This is a genomic window from Streptomyces sp. NPDC002787 (assembly GCF_053592095.1).
Genome location: NZ_JBSFVC010000014.1, coordinates 13,355 through 27,306, shown reverse-complemented (window position 1 = coordinate 27,306; position 13,952 = coordinate 13,355). Strand labels below are relative to the sequence as shown.

The window sequence follows — 13,952 nt, the reverse complement described above, 5'->3', positions numbered from 1 at the left end:
CGGGCGGGTGACCCACGACACGAACGAAACGGTTTCGTTTTCTTTGACTCCCGGGGTATCTTAATAAGCGTACGAAACCGTTTCGTTCTAGAGGCGGGGTGTCCGGCCCGTGCCCTGCCGCGTGGCCGGTAGCCTTGTCGCCTCGAACGTCCAGCCGGAGCAGGGGAGTGGGATGACTGAGACCGCGACGGTGCGCCGCAGTCGGATCACGCCGGAGCGCGAGGCCGAGCTCTACGCGGCCGTGCTCGACCTGCTCCGCGAGGTCGGCTACGACGCCCTCACCATGGACGCCGTGGCGGCCCGCACCCGCTCCAGCAAGGCCACCCTCTACCGCCAGTGGGGCGGCAAGGCCGAGCTGGTCGCGAAGGCGATGCGGCACAACAAGCCGGGACCGGACATCAGCTCCGTCGACACCGGGTCCCTCCGGGGCGACATGCACGCGCTGGTGAGGAGCCAGGACGACTGCGCCATGGAACAGAACTCCGCGCTGATGCGGGGCCTGGCCATGGCGATCCACGGGAATCCCGACCTCCTGAAGGCGTTCCGCGAGCTGATCATCGAGCCCGAGATGCTGGAGCTCCGCCATGTGCTGCAGCGTGCCGTCGACCGGGGCGAGGTCCGTCCGGACAACCCGGCCGTCGAATATGTGCTGCACATGCTCATCGGAGCCTTCGTCGCGAGGGGTCTGATCGAGGACCTGCCGCCCACGCAGGACTTCCTGGTTTCGTACATCGACGCCGTGGTGCTCCCCGCCCTCGGTGTACCGACCGACTGACCGACAGCCCGACCTGACCGCGTAGCCGCCCTCCCGGGCGGTCCCCCTCACCTGACGCGACCTCCCCCACCTTTCGGCTCCGCTCAAGGCGGGAGGTGCCCCCCTCGTCGTCGGGCCGATCACCCCTGCCTCTTCTCTGCCTTCCCCACCTTTCCCACCCTCGGCACGGGTCGATCCGTCCTGCCCTCCTGCACGTCCACGACTTGAACGGGAGTACCCCCCGTGGCCACGTTCCTCTACAAAATGGGTCGACTCGCCTTCCGGCGACGACACTTGGTAGCCCTTGTCTGGGTGGCACTGCTGACGCTCGCGGGTGTCGGCGCCGCCTCCGCGCCCGCCGCGGGCTCGACCTCCTTCTCCATCCCCGGCACCGAGGCGCAGAAGGCCTTCGACCTGCTGGAGGAGCGCTTCCCCGGCATGAGTGCCGACGGCGGCACCGCTCGGGTCGTCTTCAAGGCCCCCGAGGGCGAGAAGATGACGGACGCCGCCAACAAGGCGACCGTCGAGGACACTGTCAAGGAGCTGAGCACCGGCTCCGAGGTCACCTCCGTCACCGACCCGTACCAGACGCAGGCCGTCTCCCAGGACGGCACCGTCGCCTACCTGCAGGTGAGTTACGACGTCCCCGGCATGGAGCTGAAGGAGTCGTCGCGGGAGGCCCTGAACGAGGCCGTGCAGGACGCGCGGGACGGCGGGCTGACCGTCGACGCCGGCGGTGACGCGCTGCAGGCGGCCGCGGAGGCCGGGGTCGGCGAGATCATCGGTATCGCCATCGCCGCGGTCGTCCTCGTGATCACCCTGGGCTCGCTGGTCGCGGCCGGACTGCCGCTGCTGACGGCGATCATCGGCGTGGGCATCGGCGTCGCCACCATCACCGCCCTCGCCAACGCCCTGGACCTGGGCTCGACCACCTCCACGCTGGCGGCGATGATCGGCCTCGCGGTCGGCATCGACTACGCCCTCTTCATCGTCTCCCGCTACCGGGCCGAGCTGGCCGAGGGCCGCGACCGCGAGGAGGCGGTCGGACGGGCCACCGGCACGGCGGGCTCCGCGGTGGTCTTCGCCGGCCTGACGGTCGTGATCGCCCTGGCCGGCCTCTCGGTCGTCGGTGTCCCGATGCTGACCAAGATGGGCGTCGCCGCGGCGGGCACCGTCGTCATCGCCGTCCTGATCGCCCTGACCATGATTCCGGCCCTGCTCGGCTACGCGGGCGGGAAGGTCCAGCCGGCGGACGCGAAGAGCAAGCGGTTCGGCCGAGGGAAGGCCGCGGCCAAGCAGGAGCAGGGCGGGCAGGAGCAGGGGCAGCCGGTCCAGGGGCAGCAGACCAAGGCCAACATGGGCACGCGCTGGGCGAGCTTCGTCGTCCGTCGCCCTGTCGCCGTACTGCTCCTCGGCATCGTCGGCCTCGGCGCCGTGGCGGTTCCCGCCACCTCGCTGGAACTGGGCCTGCCCGACGACGGCTCGCAGCCCACGTCCACCACCCAGCGCCGCGCCTACGACCTGCTGTCGGAGGGCTTCGGGCCCGGGTTCAACGGCCCGTTGATGGTCGTGGTCGACGCCGACGGCAGCGCCGATCCGCAGGCGGCCGCCACCAAGGTGGGCGACGAGATCAAGGGCCTGAAGGACGTCGTGACGGTGACCCCGGCGACGCCCAACAAGGCCGGGGACACCTTCATCATCACCGTCATCCCGGACTCCAAGCCCTCCTCGCCGCAGACCGAGGACCTGGTCCACTCCATCCGTGACGCGGGCGTGGACATCAAGGGCGAGACGGACGCGGAGGTGCTGGTCACCGGCACCACGGCCATGAACATCGACTTCTCACAGAAGATGAACGACGCCCTGATCCCGTACCTGGGTCTCGTCGTGGGTCTCGCCTTCCTCCTCCTCATCCTGGTCTTCCGCTCGATCCTGGTCCCCCTGAAGGCGGCTCTCGGCTTCCTGCTGAGCGTGCTCGCCGCGCTGGGCGCCGTCGTCGCGGTCTTCCAGTGGGGCTGGCTGGGCGGCCTGATCGGCGTCGAGGAGACCGGACCGATCATGGCGATGATGCCGATCTTCATGGTGGGTGTCGTCTTCGGCCTGGCGATGGACTACGAGGTCTTCCTCGTCACCCGCATGCGCGAGGCGTACGTCCACGGGGAGAAGCCCAGCCAGGCCGTCGTGACCGGCTTCAAGCACGGCGCCCGCGTGGTGACGGCCGCGGCGATCATCATGATGGCGGTCTTCGCGGGGTTCATCACCTCCAGCGAGTCGATGGTGAAGATGATTGGTTTCGGCCTCGCGATCGCCGTCTTCTTCGACGCGTTCGTGGTCCGCATGGTCATCGTCCCCGCCGTACTCACGCTCCTCGGCGACAAGGCCTGGTGGCTGCCGAAGTGGCTGGACCGTGCCCTGCCGAACGTCGACGTCGAGGGTGAGGCCCTGCGGACACCGGACGACGCCGCGAAGAAGTCGGCCGACGACGACGAGGACAGGGAGCTGGTCCGCGCGTGACGTGACTCTGCGTCCGACGTGACGGACGGCAGCCGAGCAGGACCGGCAGCCGCGCAGGACCGCCGGTGAGGGCCCGTGGGGACGGGAGCCCTCACCGGCTTTCCGCGTGTGAGGGGACGGCCGGGTGGGGTGGCGTTGGGCGGGCCGGTAGCTTGGGCGGCCGACATCAGGGTCTTCTTCGACAAGGTCCGCCGAGGATGAGGAGCACCGACCAGTGGCCGACGACCAGCGCGTGGACCCGCCCCACTTCGGCACCGAACGCGAGACGCTCCGGGCCTTCCTCGACTACCACCGGGCGACCCTCGCCATGAAGTGCGAGGGCCTCACGGACGAGGAACTCCGCAGCCGGTCGATGCCTCCGTCGACGCTCTCGCTGCTGGGCCTCGTCCGGCACATGGCCGAGGTGGAACGCGCCTGGTTCCGCCGGGTGTTCGAGGACCACGACGCCCCCATGGTGTGGTCGAAGGAGATCGACTTCCAGGCGGCGTACGACGCGAGCGCCTCGACGCGGGCGGAGGCGTTCGGGGCGTGGGAGGCGGAGGTGGAGACCTCACGCCGTATCGAACGGGAGGCGGAGTCCCTGGACCTGGCCGGCCATCAGCCGCGGTGGGACGAGGAGGTCTCGCTACGGATGGTCATGATCCACGTGCTGCTGGAGTACGGCCGCCACAACGGCCACGCGGACCTTCTGCGGGAGGGGCTGGACGGGGTGGTGGGGGCGTGAGCGGGTCGGCGGAGCCTCGGGCGATCCGGCCCTCGTGCCGTGAACGCCTGCGCCGGGCGGACCAGCGCGTCGCGGTCGGCGTAGGGGCAGGGGACGTCCTGCTGTGCGGCGTGCTTCTGCTGATGGCGGTCGGGGCGTTGTTCGTGGAGCCCACCACCCGCGCGGAGGAGACCGAGGCCTGGCATTCCGCGGGCCGGATCTACCTGTACTGGCTCGTGGGCGGGCTGGTTCTGTTCCCCGTGCTGAGGCTGACGCGGACGCTGGTCGTCCATCTGACCGCGATGATCGTGACGCCTGTCGTGCTGTTCGCGCTCGTGATGCTGTCGGCCGCACGGTGACGGAAGGCCGCGCCGCCTGACAGGAACGCCATGGCGGAGACCTGGGAATCTCACAGGAATCGCTCATAGCATCACGCGCATTCCATGACGGGAACATTCGGAAGGCGCGGTTCGGCACATGAGCACAGCACCCAAGAGCAACGGCCACGGCCACGGCCACGGGCATGGCCACCACCACGACGACGAGTTCGACAGAGGACTCTCCTACGACCTCCCCGTGTTCGCCCGCCGCCGCATGATCAGACTGCTGGCCGGCGCGAGCATGGTCCCGCTGGTGGCGGCCTGTTCCACGGACGAGTCCAGCACCGCCTCGTCGGACTCGTCCTCCTCAGGTTCGGCCTCGACCGGCTCCTCCGGCTCGGACTGCGAGGTCATCCCGAACGAGACCGCCGGCCCGTACCCCGGTGACGGCTCGAACGGCCCGAACGTCCTCAAGGAGAGCGGTGTCGTCCGCCGCGACATCACGAAGAGCTTCGGCTCGGCCAGCGGCGTCGCCGAGGGCATCCCGCTGACGGTCACGCTGACCATCGTCGACCAGTCCTCCGGCTGCGACACCCCGATGGAGGGCGCGGCCGTCTACCTCTGGCACTGCGACCGGGCGGGCCTCTACTCCCTCTACTCCGAGGGAGCCACCGAGGAGAACTACCTGCGCGGCGTCCAGGAGGCCGACGAGAAGGGCCAGGTCACCTTCACGTCGATCTTCCCCGCCTGCTACACGGGCCGCTGGCCGCACATCCACTTCGAGGTGTACGGCAGCCTGGACGACGCCACCGCCGCCCAGAACATCGTCGCCACCTCGCAGCTCGCCTTCCCCAAGGACGTCTGCGACACCGTGTACGCCACGGACGGCTACGAGCAGAGCGTCCAGAACCTCGGCCAGCTCTCCCTGGAGACCGACAACATCTTCAGCGACGGCTACGACCAGCAGCTCGCCACCCTCGAAGGCAGCACCGACAAGGGCTACACGGCCACGCTCACGGTGCCGGTGTAACCCGGCCGCCGGCCTCCGGCCCAGTCGAGACCCCCGGCCCAGCCGTAACCCCCGGCCCAGTCGAGATCCCCGGCTCGGCGACGTCGAGGTGCGTCGTGTCCCCCCACCGCGTCAGCCGCAACCGTCCCCCGTCGCGGTCCCACCGTGAGACCGAGGCGTTGGGGACGGGCGGCAGCCGTCCGGGGAGCGCCGCACCCAGCCCCGCGCACACCAGGCGCAGGGCCACGGCGATCGCGTCATGGGCGACCAGCAGCACCCGCCGGCCGGGTGCCACCCGGTCCAGCTCGCCGACGAAGTCCCGTACCCGCAGCACCACGTCGGTCAGCGCCTCCCCGCCCGGCGGCCGGTAGAACCAGTCACCCAGCAGGGCCCGCCGCGCCGCCTCCTCGGGCGAGCGGACCCGCATCGCGCCGGGCGGGTGCATCTCGAAGACGCCCATCTCCCGGTCCCGCAACCGCTCGTCGACGAGCAGCGGAGGCGGGACGGCCACCCGTGGATGCCCGGCCATCAACTCCCAGGTCTGCCGGGCCCGTACGTACGGCGAACAGACCACCAGGTCCGGCCCCCGGCCACCGCCGTCGCCGCTCTCACCATCACCCCCACCACCGGAGATCCCGGCCAGCCACCCACCCAGCGCCCCGCCCTGCGCGCGGCCCAGCTCGGACAGCGGAACCTCGGAACCCCGGCCCGGCAGCGGCTCGGTCGACCCGGTCCGCTCGGCCTCGGCGTACGCGACGTTCGCGGTGCTCTGCCCGTGCCGTACCACCCACAGCGAGGCGAGCGCGTACGGCGGCGCCAGCCCCTCACCGTCCCTCTGCGCTGTCACGCGTCCCCCCATGCGGCGTGCGGCGGCCCCCCGCTCCACGCCGTCATGCATACCCCCGCACATCCCGGGGACGCCCTCCTCAGCGCGCCACGGGCGCAGCCGTGTACGTCCGCCGCAGAAACCGCGTCAGCGCCTGCGTGTCGAACTGCATGACCTCGACACCCTGGGCGGAGTGGAACTCCATGACGGCCTGGACGCGGCCGCAGGGCCAGATGCTCACGGGGCCGGCGGTCGTGGGGGCGCGGAGGCCGCGTTCGAGGACGTCGCGGGGGAAGGTCCACTCGTCGGGTCCGGGGAGGCGTACGCGGACGGTGGAGGCGTCGGGGTCGTAGCGGAGGATGACCGGCACGGTGTCCAGGTCATCGGGGGAGTCCGTGACGACATGGGCCCTGGCGTACTGCTCGACGGTGACAGACATCGGGCTGCTCCTCACGCTGAGTGACCCAAGCGGAAGCTGTGAATCCGCTGTCCACTGTCCACTGCTTCTCCAATGTCGCATATTTTCCGCCACCCGCCTCCGGAGCGGGCTCGGCGAGACGTTCGCTAATCGTCCCCCACGCGCTCTTGCAAGAAGCTCGCAATAGGGCTCTATCATCGTAAGGTTCCAGCCATCCCGGTGGCCCTGCCCCGACCAGGAGAGCGAGCCCTCGCATGCACGTCCCCGACGGATTCATCAACGCCCCCGTCTCGGCGGTCGCCGGAGTCGTCGCCGCCGGTGCGGTCGCCGTGAGCCTGCGCGGCGCCCGGCGTGAGCAGGGGGGCACCTCCCGCGCGAGCGAAGTCGAGCGTGGGGGAGAGCGCACGGCACCGCTCGCGGGACTCGTCGCCGCGTTCATCTTCGCCGTGCAGATGCTGAACTTCCCGGTGGCCGCCGGCACCAGCGGACATCTCCTCGGCGGGGCGCTGGCCGCGATACTCGTGGGCCCCTACACAGGGGTCCTCTGCGTGTCCGTGGTGCTCCTGATGCAGGGCATCCTCTTCGCCGACGGCGGCCTCACCGCCCTCGGCGTGAACATCACCATCATGGCGGTCGTGACGTCCCTCGTCGGATACGCCGTCTTCCGGGGGCTCGTGAAGCTCCTGCCGAAGACGCGCCGCTCGGTCACCGTCTCCGCGTTCGTCGCCGCCCTGCTCTCCGTGCCCGCCTCCGCCGCCGCCTTCACGCTCGTCTACGCGATCGGCGGCACCACGGACGTGCCGCTCGGCTCGGTCCTCACCGCCATGGTCGGCGTCCACACCCTCATCGGCATCGGCGAGGCCGCGATCACCGCCGCGACGGTCGGCGCCGTCATCGCCGTACGACCGGACCTCGTGCACGGCGCCCGAGGCCTGACCGCCCCGCTCAAGCTCCGCGTCAACGGCGAACTGGTCGACGCCCCCGCCGCCGAGCCGAAGCCCGCCCCCGTCGCCGCCCGCTCGACGCGCAAGTTCCTCCTCGCCGGTCTCGGCGCCTCCCTCGTCCTCGCCGGTGTCGTCAGCTTCTACGCCTCCGCCGACCCCGACGGCCTGGAGAAGGTCGCCGCCGACAAGGGCTTCGACGCCAAGGTCGAGGACCACGCCGCCGCCGACTCCCCGCTCGCCGACTACGGCGTCGAAGGCCTCACCGACGCCCGTCTCGCCGGCGGTCTCGCGGGCGTGATCGGCGTCGGCGTCACCGTCGTCGCCGGGACGGGGATCTTCTGGGCCGTACGCAAGCGGCGTACCGGCGAGGGCGACGCCACGTCGCCCAGCTCCGTGCCCGAGAACGTCTGACATGGGCGCCGGCCACGCCCACAAGCTCTACCGGCACGCGCACTCGCCCGTGCACGCCCTGCCGCCGCACACCAAACTCGCGGCCGTCTTCGCCTTCGTGGTCGTCGTGGTGTCGACGCCCCGGGAGGCGATGTGGGCGTTCGGGCTGTACGCCGTGCTGCTGGGCGTGGTCGCGTACGCGGCCCGCGTCCCCGCCCGGTTCCTGCTGCGGCGGTTGCTGATCGAGGTCCCGTTCGTCGCGTTCGCCGTGCTCATGCCGTTCGTGGCGCAGGGCGAACGCGTCGAGGTCCTCGGGATGTCGCTGAGCGTCAGCGGGCTGTGGGGCGCCTGGAACGTCCTCGCCAAGGGGACGCTGGGCGTCGCCGCCTCCGTCCTCCTCGCCGCCACCACCGAACTCCGCGCCCTCCTCCTCGGCCTCCAGCGCCTCAGACTCCCGCCGCTGCTCGTCCAGATCGCGTCCTTCATGATCCGCTACGGGGACGTCATCACCGACGAGATGCGGCGGATGCGCATCGCGCGCGAGTCACGCGGCTTCGAGGCGAGTGGCGTACGGCACTGGGGTGTGCTCGCCAAGACCGCCGGGGCGCTGTTCATCCGCTCGTACGAGCGGGGCGAGCGGGTCCATCTGGCCATGATCAGCCGGGGGTACGCGGGCACCATGCCCGTCATCGACGAGGTGACCGCGTCCCGGGCGCAGTGGTCGTACGCCTTCGCCCTCCCGGTCGCCGCGCTCGTCGTCTGTCTGCTGGGATGGACCCTGTGACCACCGATGCCATCACCCCGTCCCTCGAAGTCGCCGGCCTCGCCTTCGCCTACCCCGACGGCCACCAGGCCCTCTTCGGCGTCGACTTCGCCATCGGACGCGGCGAACGGGTCGCGCTGCTCGGGCCGAACGGGGCCGGCAAGACCACCCTCGTCCTGCACCTCAACGGCATCCTGACCGGGGGCGCCGGGACGGTGACCGTCGCCGGGATGCCGGTCGGCAAGCGGCACATGGCCGAGATCCGGCGGAAGGTCGGCATCGTCTTCCAGGACCCCGACGACCAGCTCTTCATGCCGACCGTGCGGGAGGACGTGGCCTTCGGGCCGGCTGCGGCGGGGATGAAGGGGCCCGAGCTGGAGGCCCGGGTGGACCGTGCCCTCGAACGGGTCGGCATGGCGGAGTTCAAGGAACGGCCGCCGCACCACCTCTCCTTCGGGCAGCGCCGCCGGGTGGCCGTGGCCACCGTCCTCGCCATGGAGCCGGAGATCCTCGTCCTCGACGAGCCGTCCTCCAACCTCGACCCCGCGTCGCGCCGCGAACTCGCCGACATCCTGCGGTCCTTGGACGTCACCGTCCTCATGGTCACGCACGACCTGCCGTACGCCCTCGAACTGTGCCCGCGCTCGCTGATCCTCAGCGAGGGGGTCATCGCGGCGGACGGGGCGACGGGTGAACTCCTCGCCGACGACGAGCTGATGCGGGCCCATCGGCTGGAACTGCCGTTCGGCTTCGACCCGCGAACGGCGACGTCTCGTCGGTGACGGGGGAGGCGGCTGAGAGCCACGCCCCGCGAGAGCCGCGACGGGGTGCTCTTCATCGCGGGGTACGGGTGTCCGTACATATCCCCGGCCGAACCCACGGAGTGATCCCCGGGACTCTAGTGTGGGTGTTCTCGTTGAGGGACGAGAGGCAGCCGGGGGCAGCGGAAGGTCGGGAGCGTGGGTAAGAGAAGGCGTGTCGACGAGCGGAAGACCGTGAAGTCGGGCAGGTCACGGCGGCACCTCGTGCTGGGCGGTGTGGCGGTCGTGGCCCTCGGCGGCGGGGCGTTCGCCGTGTACACGGTGTTCGGCGGTGGCGCGGCGGCCAACGACGGTTCGTCCGACGCCAAGGCCGTGAAGAGCGGCCCCCTGTCCGCCGGCGAGGTCCGTACGGCCGCGACCGCGTTCCTGACCGCCTGGCAGAAGGGCACCGTCGCGAAGGCCGCCGCCGCCACGGACGACTCGGCCGCCGCGAGGACCGCGCTGACCGGCTTCACCAAGGACGCCCACATCAAGGACGTCACCCTCACCCGGGGCAAGCGCACGGGCGACAAGGTTCCGTTCACGGTGAAGGGCACGGTCTCCTACAAGGGCACGGACAAGCCGCTGACGTACGAGTCCGCCCTCACCGTCGTACGGGCGGAGAAGGACGGCGAACCGGTCGTCGACTGGCAGCCGTCCGTCGTCCACCCCGACCTCGACGAGGGCGACCGGCTGGTGACCGGCGAGGCGGGCACGCCCCCGGTGAAGGCCCTCGACCGGGACGGCGGCGAGCTGACGACGGAGAAGTACCCGTCGCTGGGCTCGGTGCTGGACGGTCTGCGGGAGAAGTACGGCAAGAAGGCGGGCGGCAAGGCGGGGGTCGAGCTGCGGATCGTCCGCGCCGACCCGGCCGAGGACGAGTCGGACGACAAGTCCTCCGCCAAGCCCACGAACTCCACCAAGTCCACCAAGTCCGCCAAGGAGAAGGCCGACGACAAGACGCTGCTGGAGCTGAGCGAGGGCACCCCGGGGGAGCTGAAGACGACGCTCAGCCCGTCGCTGCAGGCCGCCGCCGAGGAGCAGGTGAAGGCCACGAAGCGGGCGTCCGTGGTCGTGATGCGCCCCTCGACCGGCGAGATCCTGGCCGCCGCGAACTCCAGCAGCTTCAACGTGGCGTTCCAGGGCTCGCTCGCCCCCGGCTCCACCATGAAGATCGTGTCGTCGGCGCTGCTCATCGACAAGGGCCTGGCCTCGGCGGACAAGGTCCACCCGTGCCCCAAGTTCTCGTCGTACGGCGGCTGGAAGTTCCAGAACGACGACAAGTTCGAGATCAAGAACGGCACGTTCAAGGCGAGTTTCGCCCGCTCCTGCAACACCGCCTTCATCTCCCAGGCGAAGGAGCTGGACGACGACTCCCTGACCCAGGAGGCCCAGCAGGTCTTCGGCCTCGGCCTGAACAACTGGGCCATCGGCGTGTCCAGCTTCGACGGCGCGGTGCCGGTGCAGAGCGACGCCCCGATGGCGGCCTCGCTGATCGGGCAGGGCGGGGTGCGGATGAACCCGCTGAACATGGCGTCGGTGGTGTCGACGGCCAAGACGGGCGTCTTCAAGCAGCCGTACCTGGTCCCGCCGACCGTCGACAACCGCACCCTCGCGACGGCCTCCCGGCCCATGTCCGACACCGTCCGCTCCCAGCTGCGCGACCTCCTCCAGTACACCGCCGCGGCCGGTACGGCGGCCGAGGCGATGTCGGGCCTCGGCCCGGACTACGGCGCCAAGACCGGCTCCGCCGAGGTCGACGGGCAGAAGGAACCCAACGGCTGGTTCACCGCGTGGAAGGGCGATCTGGCCTCCGCCGGCGTCGTCCAACAGGGCGGCCACGGCAGCGAGTCGGCGGGCCCGATCGTGGCGGCGCTCCTCAAGGCGGGCAGCGGGGGCTGAGCCACCGGGCCGCTCAGCTCTCGGGGGCGGGCACGCGGTGCCCGGAGCGGCCGTGGACCGGCAGCTTCTCGTACGTCTCCGGCGCCGTGTGCAGGCACCAGTCGAACAGCGACGGCCAGGGACCGTAGCCCGCGTCCAGGTCCAGATGGGCCTGGCCGGGCAGCACGTCGGCGGGCAGGCCCAGCGGTTCGGCGTACGTCGTGGCCGCGCCGTGCGGGCAGTACGGGTCGTTGTCGCCGGCGACGATCCGGGTGTACGAGGCGGCCTCGGCCAGCCGCGCGGGGCTCAGCTCCGGCGGGGCGAACTCCGCGATCTCCGGGTGCTCCAGGGCGACCTCCGGGGCGGGCGGGGCGACGAGCAGGACGCGGTCGACGGGGCCGGGCAGGATGTCGTCCCGCGCGACCGCGTGCAGCCACAGCAGACACGCGAGGCTGTGGCAGACCACCGTGATCCGCCGCTCCGCCAACTCCCCCAGCAGCGCGTCCAGTTCCGCCAGCCAGCGCTCCAGGTCCGGGTCGTCCGCCTCCGGGAGCCGCGGGTACGCCACCTCGTGGCCCAGGTCGGTGAGGCGGTCCGCCAGCCAGTGCTGCCAGTGGGCGGCGGGCCGGTGGTTCTGCCAACCGTGCAGGATCAGGAACGCGCGGCTGTCATGGGCTGTCGGAGTCGGCGGAGTATCTGTCATCCCACGATCGTCAGCGAAACGGATCACGCGGTCCAGTGCCGTCTCTGTGGCTGGATGGAGTTTCTCGAGCGGGAGGTGCCCCCACCAGGGGCGCGGGGAACTGCGCGACCAGCCCCCACTCACCCGCACCCGCCAACGCTCCCGTGCCCCCGAACTCTCCCGCGTCACAACCCGGTCGCGTGGCCGGTACACGCACCGCTAGCGTGCCCGCATGACCAACGACGTCGCGCAGGACACCGAGGGCTCCGGAGCCCACCCCCGTTTCGCCGAGGCACTCACCACGCTGGGGCTGGGCGAACTGCACGCGGAGATCCGCCGGTTCCCGGAGGCCACGAGGACCGCCGCGGAGGCGGCCGCCGCGCTCGGCTGCGAGTTGAGCGAGATCTGCAAGTCGCTGATCTTCGCGGCGGACGGCGTCCCCGTGCTGGTGCTGATGGACGGCGCGTCCAGGGTGGACGTGGAGCTGGTCCGGCGGGAACTCGGCGCGGAGAAGGTCACCCGGGCCCGCGCCGACGTCGTACGGGAGACGACCGGGTACGCGATCGGCGGGGTCCCGCCCTTCGGGCACCGGACCAGGACCCGTGTCCTCGCGGACCGCTCGCTCCTCGACCACGCCACGGTGTGGGCGGCGGCCGGTACCCCGCACACCGTCTTCCCCATGGACCCCAAGGCCCTGATCACGCACGCGGGTGCCGACCTCGTGGACGTCCGCGAGCGGCACGCGTGACGCCCCTCGTCGCCGCGGCGGTGCTGCTCGCGGCGGTGACCCACGCCAGTTGGAACGCGATCGCCCACAAGATCACGGACAAGCTGGTCGGCTTCACGCTGATATCCGGCGGCGGCGCGCTGATCGGGTTCGGGATGGTGCCGTTCGTGCCGCTCCCGGAGGCCGGCGCGTGGCCGTATCTCATCGCCTCGGCGGTCATCCACCTCGTGTACTTCGTGCTGCTGATGGCGTCCTTCCGGTTGGGCGACTTCGGACAGGCCTACCCCCTCGCACGCGGCTCCGCGCCCCTCGTCGTGACCGTCCTCGCCGCGGCCTTCGCCCACGAGGTGCCGGACGGCTGGGCCGCGGCCGGCATCCTGCTGAGCTGCGCCGGACTGACCGGGGTCGCCCTGTGGGGCCTGCGCGGCAGCCGGCCGCACCGGGCGGCGATCGGGGCGGCGCTGGCCACGGGGCTGTCGATCGCGGCGTACACGGTCGTGGACGGCCTCGGCGTACGGGCCTCCGGGTCCGCCCTGAGCTACATCGCCTGGCTGATGGCCCTGGAGGGGCTGGCGCTCCCCGCGTACATGCTCTGGCGCCGGCGCGGGGAGACGGTCGCGCTGCTGCGGCCGTTCGCCGCCGTGGGCCTCCTCGGAGCCGCGCTGTCCGTGGCGGCGTACGGGCTGGTCCTGTGGGCGCAGACGAAGGCGGAGCTGGCGCCCGTCGCGGCGCTGCGGGAGTCGTCGATCATCGTGGGGGCGGCGATCGGGGCGGTGTTCTTCAAGGAACGGTTCGGAGCGCCACGGATCGTGGCGGCGGGGCTGCTCGTGGTGGGGATCGGGCTGATGCTGCGGGCCGGATAGGCGCGGTTCGTGCCGGGCAGGCCGTGCGTCGGCGGGCGCGGAGGAGCACTCTGGAAAGAGCGGATCCGGAGGTGATCGTCATGATGAAAACCGCTGTCGGATGGCACATCGAGCTGGAGTTCCAGGAGGACGATCAGCGCACACGGGCGGCCGCCCTCGTACGGCTCCCCGACGGGAAGGAAGTACGCGCCAACGGCTACGCCAGCCGCCACCACACCGACCCCAATCAGCCCCGGGTCGGTGAGGAGATAGCCGGCGCGAGGGCCCTGAACGAGCTCGCCATGAAGCTCCTCACCAAGGCCCACGACGAGATCGACGAGGCATCGGGCAGGACGTCCCACCCGATAGCCCTCTGAAA

Annotated in this window: 15 protein-coding genes; 12 read left to right on the top strand and 3 right to left on the bottom strand. The window is 71.2% G+C overall.

The genetic code is table 11. The features are described from left to right. Positions 1-172: 172 nt before the first annotated feature. The 5 genes from ACWD26_RS20470 to ACWD26_RS20450 all read left to right on the top strand — a co-directional run bounded on the left by ACWD26_RS20470 (position 173) and on the right by ACWD26_RS20450 (position 5,321). Complete coding sequence (locus tag ACWD26_RS20470; protein WP_451271948.1) at positions 173-775, top strand: TetR/AcrR family transcriptional regulator; 603 nt, start codon at positions 173-175, stop codon at positions 773-775. Positions 776-997: 222 nt separating this feature from the next. Continuing rightward, the gene (locus tag ACWD26_RS20465; protein WP_451271946.1) at positions 998-3,268 is read left to right on the top strand and encodes an MMPL family transporter; all 2,271 of its coding nucleotides are present in this window, start codon (positions 998-1,000) and stop codon (positions 3,266-3,268) included. A gap of 214 nt (positions 3,269-3,482) precedes the next feature. After that, positions 3,483-3,992 (top strand): DinB family protein, encoded by a 510-nt coding sequence (locus tag ACWD26_RS20460; RefSeq protein WP_451271944.1) that lies wholly within the window; start codon positions 3,483-3,485, stop codon positions 3,990-3,992. Further along, positions 3,989-4,330, top strand: coding sequence for a hypothetical protein (locus tag ACWD26_RS20455; RefSeq protein WP_451271942.1), 342 nt, complete (start codon positions 3,989-3,991; stop codon positions 4,328-4,330). Before ACWD26_RS20460 ends, ACWD26_RS20455 begins: the two co-directional genes overlap by 4 nt. Positions 4,331-4,448: 118 nt before the next feature. Continuing rightward, complete coding sequence (locus ACWD26_RS20450; protein WP_451271940.1) at positions 4,449-5,321, top strand: intradiol ring-cleavage dioxygenase; 873 nt, start codon at positions 4,449-4,451, stop codon at positions 5,319-5,321. On the opposite strand, the gene ACWD26_RS20445 is transcribed toward ACWD26_RS20450, so the two are convergent. Both ACWD26_RS20445 and ACWD26_RS20440 read right to left on the bottom strand, forming a co-directional pair. Next, entirely contained in the window at positions 5,305-6,087 is a 783-nt protein-coding gene (locus tag ACWD26_RS20445) for a histidine phosphatase family protein (protein WP_451272328.1), read from the bottom strand. The genes ACWD26_RS20450 and ACWD26_RS20445 overlap by 17 nt on opposite strands. 139 nt (positions 6,088-6,226) lie before the next feature. Further along, positions 6,227-6,565 (bottom strand): SsgA family sporulation/cell division regulator, encoded by a 339-nt coding sequence (locus tag ACWD26_RS20440; RefSeq protein WP_451271938.1) that lies wholly within the window; start codon positions 6,563-6,565, stop codon positions 6,227-6,229. Between the two features lie 233 nt (positions 6,566-6,798). Between ACWD26_RS20440 and ACWD26_RS20435 the strand changes: the two genes are divergently transcribed. The 4 genes from ACWD26_RS20435 (at position 6,799) to ACWD26_RS20420 (ending at position 11,343) form a co-directional block, all read left to right on the top strand. Next, positions 6,799-7,899, top strand: coding sequence for an energy-coupling factor ABC transporter permease (locus tag ACWD26_RS20435; protein WP_451271936.1), 1,101 nt, complete (start codon positions 6,799-6,801; stop codon positions 7,897-7,899). Position 7,900: 1 nt separating this feature from the next. After that, positions 7,901-8,662, top strand: a complete 762-nt coding sequence (gene cbiQ / locus ACWD26_RS20430) for a cobalt ECF transporter T component CbiQ (protein ID WP_451271934.1) — start codon at positions 7,901-7,903, stop codon at positions 8,660-8,662. After that, a complete protein-coding gene (locus ACWD26_RS20425; protein ID WP_451271932.1) occupies positions 8,650-9,423 on the top strand; it encodes an energy-coupling factor ABC transporter ATP-binding protein in 774 nt (257 codons plus the stop codon). The genes cbiQ and ACWD26_RS20425 overlap by 13 nt, the downstream gene beginning before the upstream one ends. A 177-nt stretch (positions 9,424-9,600) precedes the next feature. Then, positions 9,601-11,343, top strand: a complete 1,743-nt coding sequence (locus ACWD26_RS20420; protein ID WP_451271930.1) for a penicillin-binding transpeptidase domain-containing protein — start codon at positions 9,601-9,603, stop codon at positions 11,341-11,343. 13 nt (positions 11,344-11,356) lie between these two features. Here ACWD26_RS20420 and ACWD26_RS20415 read toward each other — a convergent pair whose 3' ends face one another. Then, positions 11,357-12,025, bottom strand: coding sequence for an RBBP9/YdeN family alpha/beta hydrolase (locus tag ACWD26_RS20415; RefSeq protein WP_451271928.1), 669 nt, complete (start codon positions 12,023-12,025; stop codon positions 11,357-11,359). 211 nt (positions 12,026-12,236) lie between these two features. Between ACWD26_RS20415 and ACWD26_RS20410 the strand changes: the two genes are divergently transcribed. The 3 genes from ACWD26_RS20410 to ACWD26_RS20400 all read left to right on the top strand — a co-directional run bounded on the left by ACWD26_RS20410 (position 12,237) and on the right by ACWD26_RS20400 (position 13,950). Then, entirely contained in the window at positions 12,237-12,752 is a 516-nt protein-coding gene (locus ACWD26_RS20410; RefSeq protein ID WP_451271926.1) for a YbaK/EbsC family protein, read from the top strand. Continuing rightward, positions 12,749-13,594, top strand: coding sequence for an EamA family transporter (locus ACWD26_RS20405; protein ID WP_451271924.1), 846 nt, complete (start codon positions 12,749-12,751; stop codon positions 13,592-13,594). Before ACWD26_RS20410 ends, ACWD26_RS20405 begins: the two co-directional genes overlap by 4 nt. Positions 13,595-13,674: 80 nt before the next feature. After that, positions 13,675-13,950 (top strand): DUF1876 domain-containing protein, encoded by a 276-nt coding sequence (locus ACWD26_RS20400; protein ID WP_257565008.1) that lies wholly within the window; start codon positions 13,675-13,677, stop codon positions 13,948-13,950. The last annotated feature ends 2 nt before the right edge of the window (positions 13,951-13,952 follow it).

Bases quoted from the DNA above. Each gene is read 5' to 3' on its own strand.
- ACWD26_RS20410 (WP_451271926.1), top strand. From the start codon at position 12,237: ATGACCAACGACGTCGCGCAGGACACCGAGGGCTCCGGAGCCCACCCC.
- cbiQ (WP_451271934.1), top strand. From the start codon at position 7,901: ATGGGCGCCGGCCACGCCCACAAGCTCTACCGGCACGCGCACTCGCCC.
- ACWD26_RS20425 (WP_451271932.1), top strand. From the start codon at position 8,650: ATGGACCCTGTGACCACCGATGCCATCACCCCGTCCCTCGAAGTCGCC.
- ACWD26_RS20440 (WP_451271938.1), bottom strand. From the start codon at position 6,565: ATGTCTGTCACCGTCGAGCAGTACGCCAGGGCCCATGTCGTCACGGAC.
- ACWD26_RS20400 (WP_257565008.1), top strand. From the start codon at position 13,675: ATGATGAAAACCGCTGTCGGATGGCACATCGAGCTGGAGTTCCAGGAG.
- ACWD26_RS20415 (WP_451271928.1), bottom strand. From the start codon at position 12,025: ATGACAGATACTCCGCCGACTCCGACAGCCCATGACAGCCGCGCGTTC.
- ACWD26_RS20470 (WP_451271948.1), top strand. From the start codon at position 173: ATGACTGAGACCGCGACGGTGCGCCGCAGTCGGATCACGCCGGAGCGC.
- ACWD26_RS20450 (WP_451271940.1), top strand. From the start codon at position 4,449: ATGAGCACAGCACCCAAGAGCAACGGCCACGGCCACGGCCACGGGCAT.
- ACWD26_RS20435 (WP_451271936.1), top strand. From the start codon at position 6,799: ATGCACGTCCCCGACGGATTCATCAACGCCCCCGTCTCGGCGGTCGCC.